This window comes from Dickeya zeae NCPPB 2538 (assembly GCF_000406165.1).
Classification (GTDB): Bacteria; Pseudomonadota; Gammaproteobacteria; order Enterobacterales; family Enterobacteriaceae; genus Dickeya; species Dickeya zeae.
The window spans coordinates 814,475-834,262 of record NZ_CM001977.1; the positions used below are offsets into that span (position 1 = coordinate 814,475).

The following is a 19,788-nucleotide window of genomic DNA, read 5'->3' on the forward strand; positions in this document are numbered from 1 at the left end:
TGATGAACGTTTTATCAGGTTGAAATGGTCCCCGGCCAGTCTGAACAGTGGTAATCTTGGCGCCATTGTGCGCGCCGTGGATAACCCCGCGCGAATATTTACGGCACTTTTTGCCGGGGGCAGACTCCAACAGCCAGCACATCAGGGCTGACGACTGTGAGTCGGCACCGTTTTATGTTGAGGAGTCGAGTGTGACAAAAGTGCGTCCGTTGTTTCTGGCTTTCCCGCTGTTGTTGGCAGGGTGCAGCACCCTTTCCAGTTTTTCCTGGTCCAGTTTGTCGCCGTTTAACTGGTTCGGTCATCGGTTAACGGTGTCGGACGCAGGCGTGGGTGATATTAATGCCGCTACTCCTATGCTGGAGTCTGAACTGGACAAGGCACTGAATGGCGATTATCGCCTGCGTGGCGGTATGGAAACCCGTAACGGCAAACTGGTCTCTATCTATGAAGCGCTTAAGGATGACAGCGTCAGGCTGGAAATCAGCGGCGCGCCGAAAGGCCAGGTGAAGCAGGTGATCGTGATGGATAAGGCTGTTACCAGCGAGTGGGGCGTAAAAATCGGTGATGAGTTCAGCTCACTGTACAGTAAAGCGTTTGGCGTTTGCCAGCCGGGACAAGGCGCGGATGCCCGCAGCGTGGAGTGTGTGGCACCGCAGGGGAAACACGTCAGCTACCTGTTCTCTGGCGACTGGAATGGCCCGGAAGGGTTGATGCCGTCCGACGATATTCTTAAAAACTGGAAGGTTTCGAAGATTGTCTGGCATGCTCAGGGCCGGGAATAATTTATCGGACTCGTTCGTAAATGTACTTGCCGGGGCAATACTGTTCCGGCTTTTTTTTTGATACTCGATTTATACCTCACTAGCTGCACACGACTTTTCTTCCTTTAAAATATTATCATTGAGTGCTGTACTATTTTATTGAAGCCCTATTTTATTGAGGATAGTGTGATAATGATCATACCGTCTTAAGAATGAAGATGATATTTAATCGTTCTCTCACCCGAGTTATTGTGGAGTAATACATTATGAATCATCTTGAGTTACTGGCAATGCGCCAGCTTTTCCTATTAAGTGTGGATGAGGCTGCGTACTATATTGCTGAGGATGGAAATAACGAACAGTGGGTAATGTGGGAGAACGGCGAAAGGGAAATACCTTTGCTGATTGTTGAAAAGTTTGAATCAATGAAAAAGGAGAGAAGGCAGAGAATCAGCGCAATAATTGAAAAAATTAATAACAGAATTGGTAATAACACCATGCGTTCATTTAGTAGTTTTAATGATTTCCTTGCCGTTTATACGGATGGGGATTTTCTGGAATGGAAAGTGTATCAATCTGTTGCCAACGAGCTTTACTCACGTGATTTGGAGCGATTGTGCTAAGAACACTCGAGTAACAAGGCATACCTTTATACGCCGCCAGACACATGATTATTGTGCGCCAGATAAGGGCGCAGCACGGAAGAATGGTGTGTGGCGCATGCGTGTCACGGATGTGATTGTCGGCCTGACAGCAATGTGTGAGGCGTCTTTCCATGAGTGAAATCTGACCGTTGAAACGATATTGAAATCAGCGTGGTGAATAGCGACCCACTGGTGTGAAGAGTGAATAACGAAAGATTATTTCTATAAAAGAAACATACTATCTTGCATTTTACTTATATGGTGACTGTGAACGCGGTTTATTCATAATGAAAGCATGACAGGACTTCTATTGTTAAATAACAATGTGGATGTTGCGTTTTTGTTTTTTATTTGTGTGGATAAAATAGAGTGATTCGTTTTTTATGTGCATTGGCTCATAAAATTCTACTATAGAAAGAATCTATGAATTGTGAATAAAAAAGGAATTATTTATTTTAAGAATGAGTTGATAGCATAAGAGCAGTATTGAATATCTGAGATTAAATGTGTTTTAGGGCAGACAAAACGGTGACTTTTTTGTCTGCATGACGCCAGGTGATTTGCCGTGAGAAGGTTGCGCTCCACCCTCTGTGTGGTACCCATTGATGAATGGGGATCCGGGTGAAATAAGGAAATGCCGCTGAATGACAGCATCCTTTTCTGAACAGAAGGTCCTGTATGAAAAATCGCTATATACCAACGGCATTTGGCTTGTACCTCAATTATCTGGTACATGGCATGGGCGTCATCCTGATGAGCCTGAATATGCAGCACCTGGAACAGCAATGGCACACCGATGCGGCTGGGGTCTCCGTCGTCATCTCTTCGTTGGGTATCGGTCGACTGAGTCTGTTGCTGATTGCCGGAACGCTTTCCGATCGCTTTGGTCGGAAACCTTTTGTTTATCTTGGTATTGCATGCTATCTGGTGTTCTTTTTGGGCGTGCTCGGCACGACTAATATTGTTGTTGCTTACTGTTTTGGCGTGCTTGCCGGAATGGCCAACAGTTTTCTGGATTCCGGTACTTATCCATCACTGATGGAGGCGTTTCCTGATAGTCCAGGCACAGCGAATATCCTGATCAAGGCGTTTATTTCTGGCGGACAATTTTTGCTGCCATTGGTGATAAGTATACTGGTGTGGGCTGATCTCTGGTTCGGTTGGTCGTTTTTGCTCGCCGCCAGCATCATGATGTTAAACGCGGTGTGTCTGTTCCGATACCCATTTCCGCCATCTCGTTCACAGCCCAATAGGGCTGAACGGGTTGATAAAACAGGGCTGATTGATACGAAGAGTAGCCCGACACGGGTGGAGAAAGAGCACCATACATGCGCCATGCTGGATCTTGCCAGTTTTACCTTATTCGGCTACATCGCTATGGCAACGTTCTACCTGATCAGCCAATGGCTGTCGCAGTACGGGCAGTTTGTGGTTGGTATCCCTTATGAAATGTCGATCAAGCTGCTCAGCATCTACACCATCGGCTCGCTGTTTGGGGTTGTGATTACCGCAGGACTGGCGAGGAGTAACACCCACTCAAGTCTGGTGTTGATCTGCTGTACTTTCCTGTCTTTCATCTCGTTGTTAGTGGTGTGCCTTTATCCCAGTGTGAAGGTGGTGATCATATTTGCCTTTGTAATCGGTTTTTCTGCGGCGGGTGGGGTGTTACAACTGGGGCTAACACTGATGGCATTGCGTTTTCCCTATGCAAAGGGGAAAGCCACCGCTATTTATTACAGTGCGGGTAGCCTGGCGACATTCACTATTCCGCTGGTAACGGCCCGGCTGTCGCAAGTCAGTATTGCCAGCATTATGTGGTTTGACGTTGGTCTGGCGGCGGCCGGTTTCCTGACCGCGTTGTTTATTGGCTACCGCGATATGGAAGCCCGCCGCTGTTCCGTCAGTATGAATCAGCTTGGAGCCTGACCACAAGACCGGTGCAATACCGCCAATGTTTACCGGAAAGCGAGTATTTTCATTGAGTTCAGTTTCCTGGCGCTAGCGCCATCATGTTAACGCTAACGACTGACAGGTACTGAGGATGAATTGCTTAAAAGATTCTGCCGCCGGTGACAGGGTACGATCTTTGTGCGTTGCCAGATAGACATAGCGTGTCTGGCCGGGATTGCGAATGCGCATGACATGCACGTTGGAGAGTGACAACGTGCTGATACGGGGCATGATCGCGATACCGTAGTTGATGCTCACCAGCCCCACCATCGCCGTATCCTCCTCCACATAACAGGCGATTTCGGGGATCAGTTTTTTCTGCATGAAGATCTTGTCGATGAACTGCCGCAGCCCGCTTTTCTGGGAGAAAAAGATGAACGGGTAGGCGATGGCGTCCTCCAGATCGATTTCGCTGTCATCGCGTTGCGCCAACGGGTGGTCGCGTGAGGTCACCAGCACCAGCTCCTGGCTGATCACCGGGATAAATTCAATGTCTGACTCGTCCGGAATATGGGAGCACAGCGCCATGTCAAATTTATCTTCTTTGAGGTCCTGCACGATCGACAGTGTGGTGCCTTGAAAAAAAGCGAAGCGTTTATTGGTATTTTCTGGAATATGAATAAAACGATCGATCAATTGCGGTACTACCATTTCCCCCATGGTGTAAATAAACGCCAGATTGATGACCTCATCGTGAGGCGCACACATTTTCCTCAGCGCTGTGCGACCATTTTCCAATTCAAGTAGCGCACCTTCGACATAGGGTAAAAAGAGTTGCCCGCTCTGGGTAATTCGAACATTGCGCCCATGCCGTTCAAACAGGGTGACCCCCAGTTCTTTTTCCAGTTCGGAGATAGCATGGCTCAACGAGGGTTGCGTAATGTTCAGACTGAATGCCGCTTCCGTGTAGTGCTGCTTTTCTGCCAGTCGCTTGAAATAGTGCAGTTGTTTTAAATTCATTCTGATTCTCATGAAGTTAATGCAGCGCGAAGTAATGTCGCCGAATAATATTAACATACTGCAAATATTTGCCGTGTGCCGCTGATTAAATCACATAATGTGTCAGGCCGTTGCCTAAATATGGCGGTGTTTTAATGGTACGGCGCTACGGCACCCCGGCATGCAATATTATTATGGCCTTGTGCAAAATAGCATGTTTTTCCTAGTGCGAAATGCAGGAGAGTAAGGTAAATGGATTGTTAATTGAAAACGGCGCTGTTGTATCCCGCCACGCGAATTCGACGATGGAGAGAGAGGGAGTTTGTCCTCTCATTTTTCTTTCTCATGTATGAATGCAGGCTAGCTCACAATAATGGGGTGTTGTTTTTTCTCATGGCGGAAGTTGGCATGAAAATAATTTTTATGTACGAATTATAAAAATAAATTTGAAGAAAATCGCATTGTTTTATTCTGCTGGTTTGGTGCTGGGTACGGTGCCTTTCGGCATCGTGATGTGGTGATTTTGTAAAATAGAGAACAAATCATCAACACCCTGAACTAATGGAATCTGTCTTTTCCTGCAATAAAGTTTGCAACGAAAACCTTATATTACGTTTTTATTGTTCCCCTTGCCGGGTACATTACATACAGATAATAATTTAGCAAGATTTTACGAAACGTAGTGCTCATAGAAAATAAAAGAAAAAGAGGGAAATAAGACGGCTTGCACAATTTTTGTGAGAAATAAGATTTGTGCAAGAAATACAGTTTGTGCAATGAAAACTGTGCAATGAAAAAATCACTATAAACGGAGAGAAGTATGAGCCAGAGCAAGGCCTTCAATTCGCCATTTTTATTAGCTGTTATCGGCATCTATCTAAGCTATTTTCTTCATGGTATCAGCGTCATCACCCTGGCGCAGAATATGACGAGTCTGGCGACAAAATTCGGCACTGACAATGCGGGAATTGCCTATCTTATTTCAGGCATTGGTCTGGGAAGATTGGTCAGTATTTTGTTTTTCGGGGTGATTTCCGATAAGTTCGGTCGCCGCGTGTCGATTCTTATCGGGGTGGTGCTGTATTTACTGTTCTTCTTCGGTATTCCTTCCAGCCCGAATCTGATCGTTGCTTTTATTCTCGCTGTCTGCGTGGGGGTAGCCAACGCCGCGTTGGATACCGGTGCCTATCCGGCATTGATGGAGGCTTATCCCAAAACGTCCGGCTCAGCTGTCATTCTGCTCAAGGCAATGATTTCTTTCGGACAAATGTTCTATCCGGTGTTGGTCGGCTACCTGATCACCAGCAATATCTGGTACGGCTACGGCATTGTCCTGCCAGGGATCGCGTTCCTGCTGGTATCGCTGCTGATAGTAAGAAGTAAATTCCCAAGCCAGATGGTGGATGCCAATGCCATCAAAGATTTGCCGCAGATGAATCAGAAGCCGCTGGCCTGGCTGGAAGGCGCGGCCTCCATCGTATTCGGCGTCGCCATCTTCTCCACCTTTTACGTTATCGTGGTCTGGATGCCGAAATATGCCGTAGCCTATGCCGGTATGGCGGAAACCGACGCCTTGAAGACCATTTCTTATTACAGCATGGGCTCGTTAGTCTGTGTATTCGTCTTCGCTCTGTTGTTGAAAAGCATGGTTCGTCCAGTCTGGGCCAACGTGTTCAACTCAGCATTGGCGGTGGTGGCCAGCACGGTGATTTATCTGTACCCGTCAGCGCTGGTTTGTAACGTCGGTGCATTTATTATCGGTTTCTCTGCTGCCGGTGGATTATTGCAACTGGGCGTTTCTGTGATGTCTGAGTTCTTCCCGAAAAGCAAAGCAAAAGTCACCAGTCTTTATATGTTGATGGGCGGCCTGGCTAATTTCGTGATTCCCATTATCACCGGTTATTTATCCAAAGTTGAATTGAAATACATCATTCTGCTGGATATTGGTTTTGCTGCATTATCGCTGCTCGCCGCATTAATTGTTTTCGTTCGTTATTACAAGGTTTTCAATATTCCTGAAAACGATGTGCGTATGGGTGAGAGCCTATTTTCGATGAAAAATGCCAGTAATAGACCGTCGCATTCATAAGCAGAATTTCGCGTCATCATAATAATGGCGCAGGTGGCAAGAATATATTCATAGCGTAAGGAGTTTATAATGGATGTTACTGCAAAATATGAATTGATCGGTTTGATGGCTTACCCGATCAGACATAGTCTTTCGCCTGAAATGCAGAATAAAGCGCTGGAAGAAGTTGGGTTACCTTATACCTATATGGCTTTTGAGGTGGATAACACCACCTTCCCTCAGGCGATAGCAGGGCTTAAAGCGCTAAAAATGCGTGGTACTGGTGTGTCCATGCCCAATAAACAGCTGGCCTGCGATTATGTGGATGAATTGACGCCAGCAGCCAAACTGGTCGGCGCGATAAATACCATCGTCAACGATGATGGTTACCTCAAAGGGTATAACACCGACGGTACCGGGCATATCCGCGCCATCAAGGAAAGTGGCTTTGATATAAAAGGTAAAACGATGGTGCTGGTAGGCGCTGGCGGCGCGTCGACCGCGATCGGTGCTCAGGCGGCTATCGAAGGCATCAAGGCCATCAAGCTGTTCAATCGTCGTGATGAGTTTTACGAAAAGGCGCTTGCCTTTGCCAAACGCGTGAACGACAACACCGACTGCATTGTTACCGTGCACGATCTGGATGATCAACAGGCGTTCGCTGATGCTATCGCTACCGCCGATATCCTGACCAACGGCACTAAGCTTGGGATGAAACCGCTGGAAAACGAGAGCATCGTTACGGATAAATCCTTGTTGCGCCCAGGCTTGTTGGTTACCGAATGCGTATATAACCCGCATATCACCAAATTGTTGCAGATGGCGATGGAAGCTGGCTGCAAGACCATTGATGGTTATGGCATGTTGCTGTGGCAGGGTGCAGAGCAGTTCAAACTCTGGACCGGAAAAGACTTCCCGTTGGAATACATTAAAAAAGCGATGGGGTTTGGCGCCTGATGGTCCGCGTCGGCTGTTAGTTGCCCAACGGTGGGCCGCCTGAAGCTCGCTATTCGCTCAGGCGGTTCCGGTCAGGGTATCAATTTTAAGGGAACAACATGAAAACCGTAACTGTGAAGAATCTGGTGATAGGGGAAGGCACCCCCAAAATCATCGTATCGTTGATGGGGAAAGAGGTGTCTTCCGTGGAATCGGAGGCGCATTACTACCGGGATTTTGACTTCGATATCCTGGAATGGCGCATCGACCACTTTAATCACGTGGATAACATCGACAGCGTGCTGGATGCCGCGTACAAGCTGCGTACCATCATTCGTGAGAAACCGATTCTCTTTACGTTCCGTACCGCCAAAGAAGGGGGTGAGAAAGAGATTGCCCCGCAGGCTTATATCGCGCTGAACAAGAAGATGATCGACAGCGGCCTGGTGGACATGATCGATCTGGAGCTATTTACCGGTGACCAACTGGTGAGTGACACCATCGCTCACGCGCATGCCAAAGGCGTCAAGGTAGTGATGTCCAACCATGATTTCCACAAAACGCCACCGAAGGAAGAGATAATCAAACGCCTGTGCAAAATGCAGGAGCTGGGTGCGGATATTCCCAAGATTGCATTGATGCCACAAAACAAGAACGACGTGCTGACGTTGCTGTTGGCTGCGCAGGAAATGTCCGAGAAATATGCGGATCGTCCGATCATCACCATGTCGATGTCGAAAGCCGGGGTGATTTCACGTCTGGCGGGGGAGGTCTTCGGGTCGGCGGCAACGTTCGGGGCGCTGAAAAAAGCGTCCGCACCCGGTCAGATAGCCATCAAGGATTTGAGAGACGTGCTGAGAATTTTGCATGAAGCCTAATTGACAGGCATTGGCGTATCTATTCGGGGGAACCTGAATAAGATAAATATCAAATAGCATGACTAACAAGAGAAATAGCATGAATGCTATGGCTCGAATGTCCACATATTATCAATAAGCAGGATTGATAGCGTTAATTGCGATAAGTGTAACGGTAAAAATATTTTCATTCAAAAATGAATGTGTATTCATTACGTTTAAATAACAGTAAATGAAGGTTATTTAATGCCGCTGCAGCGTATTTCATTTTTGAACAGAAAAATAATTCAATTCGGCCTGAGTCAGGAGTAGCTATGAAGCTGGAAAAACCGAAAAGAGTCGATGGCAGAGTCCCGGTATTATCTGCCGAAGACGCTGTTAACTATATTCCGGATGAAGCCACGCTTTGCGTATTAGGTGCTGGTGGCGGCATCCTTGAAGCCACAACATTAATTACTGCGTTATCCGAAAGATATAAAGCGACGCAGTCACCGCGTAACCTGTCGCTCATCAGCCCAACAGGGTTGGGGGATCGCGCTGAGCGCGGCATCAGCCCACTGGCTCAGGAAGGTTTGGTGAAATGGGCGCTGTGCGGTCATTGGGGGCAGTCGCCGCGTATTGCCGATCTGGCCGAGCAGAACAAGATCGTTGCCTATAACTATCCGCAAGGGGTGCTGACCCAGACTCTGCGTGCCGCGGCAGCGCATCAGCCCGGCATCCTGAGTAATATCGGTATCGGCACCTTTGTCGACCCGCGTCAGCAGGGCGGGAAGCTCAATGAAGTCACCAACGAAGCGCTGATCAAACTGGTTGAAATCGATAACCAGGAATACCTGTATTACAAGGCGATAGCGCCGAACATCGCGTTTATCCGCGCCACCACCTGTGACAGCGAAGGCTATGCCTCGTTTGAAGACGAAGTGATGTATCTGGATGCGCTGGTGATCGCACAGGCCGTTCACAACAACGGCGGCATCGTGATGATGCAGGTTCAGAAGATGGTGAAGAAAGCCACGCTGCACCCTAAATCGGTCAGGATTCCGGGCTATCTGGTGGATATTGTAGTCGTCGATTCGAATCAGACCCAGCTCTATGGCGGCGCGCCGGTCAACCGCTTTATTTCCGGTGACTTCACGCTGGATGACAGTACCAGGATGGAGATTCCACTCAACCAGCGCAAACTGGTTGCCCGTCGCGCACTGTTCGAAATGCGCAAAGGCGCGGTGGGTAACGTAGGCGTTGGGATTGCCGATGGTATCGGTCTGGTGGCGCGTGAAGAGGGATGCGCCGACGATTTTGTGCTGACGGTGGAAACCGGCCCGGTGGGCGGCATCACCACTCAGGGGGTGGCGTTTGGTGCCAATGTGAACACGCGCGCCATTTTGGATATGACGACCCAGTTCGACTTCTACCATGGCGGCGGTCTGGACGTGTGCTACCTGAGTTTTGCCGAAATCGATCAGCACGGCAACGTCGGTGTGCACAAATTCAACGGTAAGATCATGGGGACTGGCGGGTTTATCGATATCAGCGCCACGTCGAAGAAAATCATTTTCTGCGGCACGCTGACCGCGGGCAGCCTGAAAACCGTCGTGGGGGATGGCAAGCTGAGCATTACCCAGGAAGGGAAAGTTAAAAAATTCATTAAAGAAATACCGGAAATTACCTTCAGCGGAAAAACGGCGCTGGAGCGTGGTCTCGATGTCCGTTATATCACCGAGCGTGCGGTATTTACGTTGAAAGATGATGGTTTGCATTTGGTCGAAATCGCACCCGGTGTCGATCTGGAAAAAGATATTTTGGCCCAGATGGACTTCACGCCAGTTATTTCCAGCGATCTGAAATTGATGGATGAAAGAATGTTTCACGACAACGTCATGGGATTTGTCTTGCCTGAAGCAGATTAATAATAGGAGTAAAGAAGATGAACTTTGCTTTAACCGAAGAGCAAGAACTCTTGCTTGCCAGTATTCGGGAGTTAATTACCAATAATTTCCCGGAAGAATATTTCAGAACATGCGATCAGACCGGGACTTATCCCAAAGAGTTCATGAAAGCGTTGTCTGACAACGGTATTTCCCTGTTGGGTGTGCCGGAAGAATATAACGGCATTCCCGCCGACTATGTCACCCAGATGCTGGCGCTGATGGAAGTGGCGAAATGCGGTGCGCCGGCGTTCCTTATCACCAACGGGCAATGCATTCACAGTATGCGTCGTTTTGGTTCGGCGGAGCAGTTGCGTAAAACGGCTGAGAGCACGCTGGCGACCGGTGACCCGGCTTACGCGCTGGCGCTGACCGAACCCGGTGCCGGTTCAGACAACAGTAGTGCCAGCACGTCTTATACGCGCAAGAACGGCAAAGTGTATCTGAACGGTCAGAAAACCTTTATCACCGGGGCGAAAGAATACCCTTACATGCTGGTACTGGCGCGCGATCCGGAACCGAAGGATCCGAAGAAAGCCTTTAGCCTGTGGTGGGTGGAATCGAACAAGCCGGGTATCAAGATCAACCCGCTGCATAAAATCGGCTGGCATATGCTGAGTACCTGCGAAGTCTATCTGGACAATGTCGAGGTGGATGAAAGCGATATGGTCGGTGAAGAAGGCATGGGTTTCCTAAACGTAATGTACAACTTCGAAATGGAACGCCTGATTAACGCCGCTCGTAGCACTGGCTTTGCCGAGTGCGCGTTTGAGGATGCAGCCAGATACGCCAACCAGCGCATTGCGTTCGGCAAGCCTATCGGCCATAACCAGATGATCCAGGAAAAACTGGCGCTGATGGCTATCAAAATCGAAAACATGCGCAATATGGTGATGAAGGTGGCCTGGCAGGCGGATATGCACCAGTCGCTGCGTACCAGCGCGGCGCTGTGTAAGTTGTACTGTGCGCGTACTGCTCTGGAAGTCATTGATGATGCGATACAGATTATGGGCGGCCTGGGCTACACCGACGATGCGCGCGTTTCCCGCTTCTGGCGCGATGTGCGTTGCGAACGTATCGGCGGCGGCACTGACGAAATCATGATTTATATTGCCGGTCGTCAGATCCTGAAAGATTACCAGGACAAGTAATAATCCTCAGTGCGGTTCACCCGTTATGGGTGAACCGTCATGTAGACGGATGTTGACCACATCAATATTACTCTGTTGAGTCATGCATTTTTATACGTGCGTCATTCTCCCCGGTCACTGCTTCATCATGTTTCCGGGGATGCTATTTAGTTACTGGCACATGGACAATATATTTTTTTGAAGAGGATGAGGAACTGTTATCAATAAATATGCCCAAACATAATTATGTCAGGGTACGGTCAATTTAGCATCAAATCAGTACTTCCTCACTACCGTCAAACTGGGGCATGTATTCCAATCTGTTGAGGTCGTTTTTAAACTGTTTTCGATAGTCTGACGGTGAACAGCCTACATGTCGAATAAATAGTTTTGTGAAATGATCAACGTTATCGTACCCGACTTTAAGTGATATTTCATTCAGGCAGAGGTCGGTGTTGGTTAATGAAAATTTTGCTTCGGTAATTCGACGTTTAATGACGTAATTGATCGGGGATATTCGATATTCTTTGGTGAATTCGTGGCAAACATAGCTGACGCTGGCGCGGAATTTTTTAGCCAGCTGTTCCAGCGTGATCTTTTCCCGATAATGGTTGTTGAGATAAAAAAGAATATCTTTTACCAGAACGTCTTTTTTCATATATCCCAGCTCGGACCGGCTGGCATTTTTGAAATTTTCATAATAAAGAACAGTCAAGGCGTAACTGAACGCATCATAGACCAGCGACGACGCATGATTGTTCTGGCGTGGTAGCAGCAGGCTGATTTCCTGGAGGATGCTTTTGATAACGTCTTTATTCTTGACCATGGAGACGACAGGGCATGAGTGCGGCTGCATGAGTCTGCCTTCTTCCAGCCCATTAATTTTAAATCCGTAAACAGCACAGGTACAGGTGGTGGCAGGGGATGTGGCGTCGGATGCCACCGTATGCAGGCTGCCGCGTTCTATCACGATGATGTCGCCGGCGTGGGCAACGTAGCTGGAGGAGTCTATTGTGAGATTGACGACACCTTTTTTTGACATATATCAGTTCGGTTTCTGTTTCATGGACATGATGACCCGATTCCCAGTTGGGATCGTCGCTAATAACATAGCGGGAGAGTTTGGGCGTCAATCCGTTTTCAAAAATGGCATCCATTTTATTATCAAATCTGTACTGATACATAATGACCTCCCCGGTTAGCCGTAAGGTGCAAATCAATAACTGGATGGTTCAATCGAGTAAGTGAAGACAGTATATAACACGAAATAACTAAGCCCCAAACAAGATTGTTTGTATGTCATGCAAGATTGTGCGCTGGTGCAAATAATGGATAATTCTGCTTTTTATTAATAAAATCTATAGAATTATGCATAAAAACTATGGAATGGATGGTGAGGAGAGTACAGCGCGGAGATACGGCATTCATAATACAATGTGATGTTTATTTTGAATTAAAAATATCATGGAAAAATAGAATGTATAGAAGTAAATATGATGGCAGTCACAGCGTGTTATCGAGGTTTTACCTCTTGTGGCGATTGTGACATAACACGATGTTTGCTTTATCCCCTCCAGAGTAGAGATAAACAGAAAACAATTAATTAACACTGGATTGATGTTAACGTTTTTTTCTGCAAGATAGTTGGTAACTAAAACATATTATCATGTCGTATTTTATCTGCTGCGGCAGCAATATATCAGCATCAATATATCAGCCGGTATATTCGTTTTAGATAAATGATTGTTCCTGTGCCTGGCTGTATTCCCCCTCTGACGTTGGGGGCCGTGGCGTTTATAGAGAGTCTTAACCGGAGAAAAACATGAGTCAATCAAGCGTCTCTCCATTTTTCTTATTGCCGGCGACCGGCATCTGTCTGAATTGTTCCGTCTGCCCACTGGCTTGTCGTCATTCAGGTACGGACGCCTTCACCGCCAACCCAAATACTCGTGATTGACGATAGGAGATACCATGAAAATTATAACCTGCTTCAAGCTGGTACCCGAAGAGCAAGACATTGTGGTTACCGCAGAGAGGACACTCAATTTCGATCGCGCTGACGCCAAAATCAGTCAGTTTGATCTCAACGCTATTGAAGCGGCAACCCAACTGGTGGATGACGACGGCCAGGTCGCAGCGCTCTGCGTGGGCGGCAAATATCTGGACAACTCCAAGGTGCGCAAGGACGTGCTGTCGCGTGGCCCACATGAGCTTTTCCTGGTTCAGGACGCGCAGTTGGAAAATGCGCAGCCAAAGGACACCGCACAGGCGATTGCTGCTGCTGCGGGCAAAATCGGCTTCGACCTGATGCTGTTCGGCGAAGGCTCCGGCGATCTGTACGCTCAGCAGGTAGGGCTGCTGGCCGGGGAACTGCTACAGGTTCCGACCATCAACGCGGTCAGCCGCATCCAACTGGAAGGTAACCGCGTTATCGTTGAGCGCACGCTGGAAGAAGACGTCGAGGTGCTGGAACTGACGCTGCCAGCGGTGCTGTGCGTGACGTCCGATATCAATGTGCCTCGCATCCCCTCCATGAAAGCCATTCTTGGCGCTGGGAAAAAACCGGTTACGCAGTGGAAAGCCGGTGATATCGAGTGGACACCGGGTGCCCCCTTTACTGAACTGGCCGCCATCCATGTACCGCCTCAGGCTGAACGCAAACATATCATCATTGAAAGCGATTCGCCGGAAGCCGTGGCTGAACTGGCTGAACATCTGAAGAAAGTGCTGAACTAACCCGGGACGGAGAAAAATCACCATGAGTAAATTAGCCAATGTATGGGTGTTCAGCGACAACACCGATCGTTATGCCGACTTGATGGCTGGCGCACGTCAGTGGGGCGAACGCGTCGACGCGTTGGTCCAGCATGACGGTATCGTACCTGCGGTTAAACCGTTGGGTGCAGATGCGCTCTACGTGCTGGGCATGAATGCGGAAAATCAACGTATTGAAAACTATGCTGAAACACTGGCCTCCATCGTGGAAAAACCGGCGGATAGTACCCGCACCGCGTCGCTGATCCTGTTGTCTTCCACCAAACGCGGCAAAGCGTTGGCCGCACGCCTCAGCATTCTGCTCAATGCTGCCGTGGTCAACGACGTTACCACCCTGAGCGTCAGCGATGACGGCGTGTTTGCTGAACACCGCATGTACGGTGGTCTGGCCTTTGGCCGTGAGAAGATCAACACCGCGATCGCCATCGTCACACTGGCACCCGGCGCGGTAGAGCCTGCTGCCATTAATCCGACACACGACTGCCCGGTCTATCAGGCCAGCTATGTTGCCCCGCGTCAGGAAATCCTGTGCAAGGAACGTCGTGCCAAATCCCTGAGTAGTGTCGACCTGAGTAAAGCTAAGCGTGTCATCGGTGTTGGCCGTGGTCTGGCGTCTCAGGACGATCTGCTCATGGTGCAAGGTCTGGCCGCAGCGATCGGCGCGGAAGTCGGTTGTTCCCGCCCGATTGCTGAAGGCGAACACTGGATGGAACGTGAACGCTACATCGGCGTTTCCGGTGTGCTGCTGAAATCGGATCTTTATCTGATGCTGGGTATTTCTGGCCAGATCCAACATATGGTGGGCGGTAACGGTGCGAAAACCATTGTCGCCATCAACAAAGATAAAAATGCGCCGGTTTTCAAATACGCCGACTACGGTCTGGTTGGGGACATCTACAAAGTCATCCCCACCTTGATTGAGCGGTTGACTCGTTAATGACGTATATCCCGCCACGTTGGGTGGCGGGATTAGGGAGCCGAAGCAATGTCGGAAGAAAAATTTGATGCCATCGTGGTCGGTGCCGGCGTGGCCGGTTGTGTGGCTGGATATGTGATGGCGAAAGCCGGGCTGGACGTGCTGGTGGTTGAGCGCGGCAACACCGCGGGCAGCAAGAATATGACCGGCGGGCGCCTTTACGCACACAGCCTGGAAAAAATCATACCGGGTTTCGCGCAGCAAGCGCCTGTCGAGCGCAAGGTGACCCGGGAAAAGATCTCTTTTCTCACCGAAGACAGCGCCGTCACGATGGATTACCACAGCGAGCAGCCGGATATTGCGTCGAAGGCTTCCTACACCGTCTTGCGCAATCTGTTTGACCCCTGGCTGATGGAAAAAGCGGAAGAAGCGGGCGCACAGTTTATTCCCGGCGTGCGTGTCGATTCACTGGTACGTGAAGGCAATCGGGTGGTCGGCGTACAGGCGGGTGATGACGTACTGGAGGCCAACATCGTGATTCTGGCCGAAGGTGTCAATTCGCTGCTGGGCCGCTCTATCGGCATGGTGCAGTCGTCATCACCGCATCATTATGCTGTCGGCGTTAAAGAGCTGATCGCACTGCCTTCCTCGGTGATCGAAGACCGTTTTAATCTGGCTGCCGGTGAAGGGGCCGCCTGGCTATTCGCTGGCATGCCGTCAAACGGCCTGATGGGCGGCGGTTTTCTTTACACCAACCGGGATACGATTTCATTGGGGCTGGTCTGCGGTCTTGGCGATATCGCGCATGCCACCAAGAGCGTGCCGCAGATGCTGGAAGACTTTAAGCAGCACCCGACTATTCGCCCGCTGATTCAGGGCGGCACATTACAGGAGTATTCCGCCCACGTCGTACCGGAAGGCGGGCTGGAGATGGTACCGACATTGGTGAGCGATGGCGTGATGATCGTCGGCGATGCGGCGGGGCTGTGCCTCAATCTGGGCTTTACCGTACGGGGGATGGATCTGGCTATCGCCTCGGCGGAGGCTGCCGCGCAGACCGCCATCGACGCGAAGAGTACGCAGGACTTTTCCGCCGCTGGCCTGGCCGGATACCGGAAAAAACTGGAACAGAGCTTTGTGCTGCAAGACATGCAGCGCTATCGCAAACTGCCAGCGATGATGGAAAACCCTCGCATGTTTACCCAGTACCCGCAGATGGTCGCCGGCATCATGAGCGACATGTTTATTATCGATGGCAGCCCCAGCCAATCCATGCGATCGAAAATCATGGGTCGCGCTAAAAAGGTAGGGCTGATGAATCTGTTGAAAGATGGCATCAAGGGAGCGACTGCGCTATGAGCAACGAAAATAGCGTCAATGTTGACGTCAAACTGGGCATCAACAAGTTCCATGTGGACGAAGGGAATCCGCATATCGTGCTGATGGATAAACCGGCGCAAGAGCAGTTTAACAAATTGGTGAAAGCCTGCCCGGCGGGGCTCTACAAACAAGATAGCGAAGGCAATATCCACTTTGATTACGCGGGCTGCCTGGAGTGCGGTACTTGCCGGATCCTGTGCGGCGATACGATCCTGGAAAAATGGGAATATCCCCAGGGGACGTTCGGTATCGAGTTTCGCTTCGGTTGAGTGATGCGACCTGCCGGGGCTATCGGCTCCGGCGGTGGGTACGGGCATACGCCGACAGCGATGTTCCCGCCTGTTGAGACGGTTCAATGTGTCGGCTATTGGTGATGAACGACACGGTATCGTGCGAGCGTTCTGCTGTGTATAACAGAGACAACACAATGACGGTCACAATAAAATTTAACGCCGAACGCCGAGAGTTTTATCGGCGGATGGGTTACTGGGGGGATGCGTCGCTTGGCGATTACTGGCATCAGGCGGCGAAGGCCGCGTCTGACAAGGTCGCGGTAATCGACAATCAGGGAACCGCCTATACCTACGCCGAACTGGACAGTGCAGCCGGGAGTCTGGCGTCCTATCTGCTGGCATGCGGTATTAAGCCGGGCGATAGGGTGGCGTTCCAACTTCCCGGTTGGAGCGAATTCACGCTGATTTATCTGGCCTGCCTGAAAGTCGGCGCGGTATCGGTCCCGCTGCTGCCAGCCTACCGTGAAACCGAGTTGATCTGGACTCTCAACAAAAGCCAGGCGCGGGTGTTGTTCGTGCCGACCCGGTTCAAAAACAGCAGCCCGCTGGATATGGTGATCCCCTTGCGTGCGCAGCTTCCGCACCTGCAATATCTGGTGGCGGTAGACAAGCTGGCACCCGCGACCTCGACGCCTGCGCTTAGCCAACTGTTGCAGGACTATCCACCGCTGGTGCAACCGGTCAGCGTAAACGGTGACGAGCTGGCCGCCGTATTGTTCACCTCTGGTACCGAAGGGGTGCCCAAAGGGGTGATGCTGACCCACAACAATATTCTCGCTAGCGAACGTGCTTACGCCGCTACTCTTAATTTGAACTGGCTGGACACCATCCTGATGCCAGCGCCGCTGGCGCATGCCACCGGTTTTCTGCACGGTGTCACCTTGCCGTTTCTGATCGGGGGGCGCAGCGTGCTGTTGGACATTTTCAACCCGGTGCACTGCCTCGCACTGCTGGAGCGGGAGCGCTGTACCTGCGTGCTGGGCGCAACGCCGTTTGTCTATGACCTGCTGTGCACCGTACAACAGCATCCTTATGATCTATCGTCGCTGCGCTTTTTCTTGTGTGGTGGCACCACGATCCCGAAAAAAATCACCCGCGACTGCTTGCAGGCCGGCATCAAGTTGCTGAGCGTGTATGGCGCGACAGAAAGCTCGCCCCATGCAGTGGTTAAGCTGGGCGATCCGCTGTCCCGTGTCGTCAACACTGACGGTACCGCCGTCGCTGGCGTGGAAATCCGGGTCGTTAACAAGTACCGACAGACGCTGCCTTACGGTGAAGAAGGCGAGGAAGCCTCCCGCGGACCGCAGGTGTTTATGGGCTATCTGGACGAACCGGAGCTGACGGCACGCGTGCTGGATGAAGACGGTTGGTATTACAGCGGCGATCTATGCCGAATGGATGAGGCCGGGTACATCAAGATCACCGGACGTAAGAAAGACATCATCGTGCGCGGCGGTGAGAACATCAGCAGTCGGGAAGTGGAGGAAATACTGCTGCAACACCCGCGAGTACGTGATGCGGGCGTGGTTGCCATGCCGGATGAGCGGCTGGGTGAACGTACCTGTGCCTATGTGGTATTGAAAGAAAATTACCACACGCTGACGCTGGAAGAGGTGATCGCTTTCTTTTGCCGCAAACGTGTCGCCAAGTATAAATACCCTGAGCATCTGGTGGTGATTGACCGCTTGCCCCGCACTGCGTCAGGGAAAATCAGGAAATATCTGTTACGACAGGACATCATCCAACGTTTGGGACTGGCGGCGTTGCAAGCCGGTGCCGCGGAACCTGCGATTTCAGGTACCACCCTGCACGTATAACGCTGCCCTTTACGTCTACCTTAATTTGAATGCCTAACCCGGGGAACACCTTCGGGTTAGGTTTTTACGTCACGCTAATTCTGCGTTGTTTTATTATCGAGTTTTACGAGAATAAGCCTGCTCGGTGTTCAACTGACGATAGTGTATTAATCTGAAATTTGTCGACTGGATTTGTTGCGCATCAGCTTTTGGCGGTCAATTAAGGTATTGGTTTGCGGGTCATAGTAGCGACTTGGCCAGATCTCTTCCGGGCCAACACCTAATGCCCTGGCGATCAACAGTTCCCCTTTAGGCCACGGGCGATATAACGTATTTGCCAGCGTCGTAGAACTTAACCCTGCCTGTCGGGATACTGCAGAGAGCGAGGTCCCCTTCTTTCTTAAGGCTGCAATAATATCGGCTGAATGCCAGTCTGTTCTCCTTGAGCGCATTTTATATCTATCCTCGGTAGCTATGACTGATTGCTATTTTTTGTGACGGGCGATTACTATTACATAATTGTATAGGTAAAAAATACTCTTGTATTAAAAAAACACCTTACAAGATCTTGTGTTATATGATGGGTGATTAATTAGGATGATAATAATTTGTGGTTTTATTTGGGCTGTGTTGGGATTTTTATTCAACCCCTTCAATCAAAGAATTACATATAAAACTAATTCCAATTAGTTATTATATTTTTAATAAATGTATTTGTGTGCGAGATATTTTTTATGATAGATGCATCAGCGGATTATCTTCGCTCGTTTATTCCCTTACTGGATAGCTTGAGTGAACCGTGGGGAATCAAGGATCTGGCTTCTCGCCATGTGTATATGAATACGTCGGCGTACAGTTATACAAATACGCCGGTGAATTTTGATATTGAGGGAAAATCCGACGAAGAATTTCCGATAGCCTGGGCGGAACTATCGGACGATTTTATTGAGCACGACCGTCGAACGGAGAGTCGCGCTGAGCGGGTTACCGTTATTGAAACCCACTATTGGTTTGGCAAGGCTGAACTGTCACCATTCATTAGTGAAAAAATCCCGCTCTTTAATCCAGCCAAAGAGTGTGTGGGCATTTTATGGAATGCCCGGCCGATGACCACACTATCGCCTCTGATTCACATTGATCGGCGTAAGCCAACCGTACTGAAAACCGAAATAACCACCGATCTTTTTACCCGTGCTGAGCTGGATACGCTTTTCCTGGTCTTGCGGCGCTTTTCCAGCAAAGAAATTGCGAAACAGTTCAACCTGTCCAATAGAACTATCGAGAACAGAATACAAAGTATGTATCAAAAAGCTGGCGTGCATTCGTTTAATCAGTTTGAAGAGTTTTGCTATCAACAAGGTCTGGAAAGCTTTATACCTCACTCCTTGTTGACGAAAGGGATCCTATTTATCTAGCAA

At 49.7% G+C, this 19,788-nt stretch carries 16 protein-coding genes and 1 pseudogene; 14 read left to right on the forward strand and 3 right to left on the reverse strand.

The genetic code is table 11. From position 1 onward, the window contains the following. Window positions 1–191 precede the first annotated feature (191 nt). The 3 genes from DZE2538_RS03730 to DZE2538_RS03740 all read left to right on the forward strand — a co-directional run bounded on the left by DZE2538_RS03730 (window position 192) and on the right by DZE2538_RS03740 (window position 3,331). On the forward strand, window positions 192–782 hold the full coding sequence (locus DZE2538_RS03730; protein WP_023638990.1) for an RpoE-regulated lipoprotein: 591 nt from the start codon (window positions 192–194) through the stop codon (window positions 780–782). A 245-nt stretch (window positions 783–1,027) separates the two neighbouring features. Then, a complete protein-coding gene (locus DZE2538_RS03735; RefSeq protein WP_038915621.1) occupies window positions 1,028–1,384 on the forward strand; it encodes an Aca2/YdiL-like domain-containing protein in 357 nt (118 codons plus the stop codon). A gap of 699 nt (window positions 1,385–2,083) precedes the next feature. Further along, window positions 2,084–3,331: an MFS transporter gene (locus DZE2538_RS03740; protein ID WP_038915622.1), complete on the forward strand. Its 1,248-nt coding sequence runs from the start codon at window positions 2,084–2,086 to the stop codon at window positions 3,329–3,331. Between the two features lie 81 nt (window positions 3,332–3,412). Here DZE2538_RS03740 and DZE2538_RS03745 read toward each other — a convergent pair whose 3' ends face one another. Beyond that, the gene (locus DZE2538_RS03745) at window positions 3,413–4,315 is read right to left on the reverse strand and encodes a LysR family transcriptional regulator (protein ID WP_019844456.1); all 903 of its coding nucleotides are present in this window, start codon (window positions 4,313–4,315) and stop codon (window positions 3,413–3,415) included. Between the two features lie 799 nt (window positions 4,316–5,114). Here DZE2538_RS03745 and DZE2538_RS03750 point away from each other — a divergent pair. The 5 genes from DZE2538_RS03750 (at window position 5,115) to DZE2538_RS03770 (ending at window position 11,231) form a co-directional block, all read left to right on the forward strand. Further along, the gene (locus DZE2538_RS03750) at window positions 5,115–6,383 is read left to right on the forward strand and encodes an MFS transporter (RefSeq protein ID WP_038913233.1); all 1,269 of its coding nucleotides are present in this window, start codon (window positions 5,115–5,117) and stop codon (window positions 6,381–6,383) included. Window positions 6,384–6,452: 69 nt separating this feature from the next. Next, entirely contained in the window at window positions 6,453–7,319 is an 867-nt protein-coding gene (gene ydiB, locus DZE2538_RS03755; protein ID WP_023638994.1) for a quinate/shikimate dehydrogenase, read from the forward strand. Between the two features lie 98 nt (window positions 7,320–7,417). Then, window positions 7,418–8,176, forward strand: a complete 759-nt coding sequence (gene aroD / locus DZE2538_RS03760; RefSeq protein WP_038915623.1) for a type I 3-dehydroquinate dehydratase — start codon at window positions 7,418–7,420, stop codon at window positions 8,174–8,176. Between the two features lie 293 nt (window positions 8,177–8,469). Next, window positions 8,470–10,062, forward strand: a complete 1,593-nt coding sequence (locus DZE2538_RS03765; RefSeq protein ID WP_019844452.1) for an acyl CoA:acetate/3-ketoacid CoA transferase — start codon at window positions 8,470–8,472, stop codon at window positions 10,060–10,062. A gap of 17 nt (window positions 10,063–10,079) precedes the next feature. Next, on the forward strand, window positions 10,080–11,231 hold the full coding sequence (locus DZE2538_RS03770) for an acyl-CoA dehydrogenase (RefSeq protein ID WP_012883528.1): 1,152 nt from the start codon (window positions 10,080–10,082) through the stop codon (window positions 11,229–11,231). A gap of 250 nt (window positions 11,232–11,481) precedes the next feature. Here the strand turns inward: DZE2538_RS03770 and DZE2538_RS03775 are convergent. Beyond that, a pseudogene (locus DZE2538_RS03775) lies at window positions 11,482–12,394 on the reverse strand (AraC family transcriptional regulator). A 787-nt stretch (window positions 12,395–13,181) separates the two neighbouring features. Between DZE2538_RS03775 and DZE2538_RS03780 the strand changes: the two are divergent. The 5 genes from DZE2538_RS03780 to fadK all read left to right on the forward strand — a co-directional run bounded on the left by DZE2538_RS03780 (window position 13,182) and on the right by fadK (window position 18,391). Beyond that, window positions 13,182–13,946, forward strand: a complete 765-nt coding sequence (locus tag DZE2538_RS03780; protein ID WP_023638997.1) for an electron transfer flavoprotein — start codon at window positions 13,182–13,184, stop codon at window positions 13,944–13,946. Window positions 13,947–13,968: 22 nt separating this feature from the next. Then, window positions 13,969–14,922, forward strand: a complete 954-nt coding sequence (locus DZE2538_RS03785) for an electron transfer flavoprotein subunit alpha (protein WP_038915624.1) — start codon at window positions 13,969–13,971, stop codon at window positions 14,920–14,922. Window positions 14,923–14,970: 48 nt separating this feature from the next. Further along, on the forward strand, window positions 14,971–16,260 hold the full coding sequence (locus tag DZE2538_RS03790; RefSeq protein WP_038915625.1) for an FAD-dependent oxidoreductase: 1,290 nt from the start codon (window positions 14,971–14,973) through the stop codon (window positions 16,258–16,260). Continuing rightward, entirely contained in the window at window positions 16,257–16,550 is a 294-nt protein-coding gene (locus DZE2538_RS03795; protein ID WP_012883533.1) for a ferredoxin family protein, read from the forward strand. Before DZE2538_RS03790 ends, DZE2538_RS03795 begins: the two co-directional genes overlap by 4 nt. Window positions 16,551–16,708: 158 nt before the next feature. Further along, complete coding sequence (fadK, locus tag DZE2538_RS03800; protein WP_038915626.1) at window positions 16,709–18,391, forward strand: medium-chain fatty-acid--CoA ligase; 1,683 nt, start codon at window positions 16,709–16,711, stop codon at window positions 18,389–18,391. A 146-nt stretch (window positions 18,392–18,537) separates the two neighbouring features. Here fadK and DZE2538_RS20135 read toward each other — a convergent pair whose 3' ends face one another. Then, window positions 18,538–18,822 carry a helix-turn-helix domain-containing protein gene (locus DZE2538_RS20135; RefSeq protein ID WP_071603554.1) on the reverse strand — a complete coding sequence of 95 codons (285 nt, stop codon included), beginning with the start codon at window positions 18,820–18,822 and terminating at the stop codon, window positions 18,538–18,540. A gap of 282 nt (window positions 18,823–19,104) precedes the next feature. Between DZE2538_RS20135 and DZE2538_RS03805 the strand changes: the two genes are divergently transcribed. After that, the gene (locus DZE2538_RS03805; protein ID WP_019844445.1) at window positions 19,105–19,785 is read left to right on the forward strand and encodes a helix-turn-helix transcriptional regulator; all 681 of its coding nucleotides are present in this window, start codon (window positions 19,105–19,107) and stop codon (window positions 19,783–19,785) included. The last annotated feature ends 3 nt before the right edge of the window (window positions 19,786–19,788 follow it).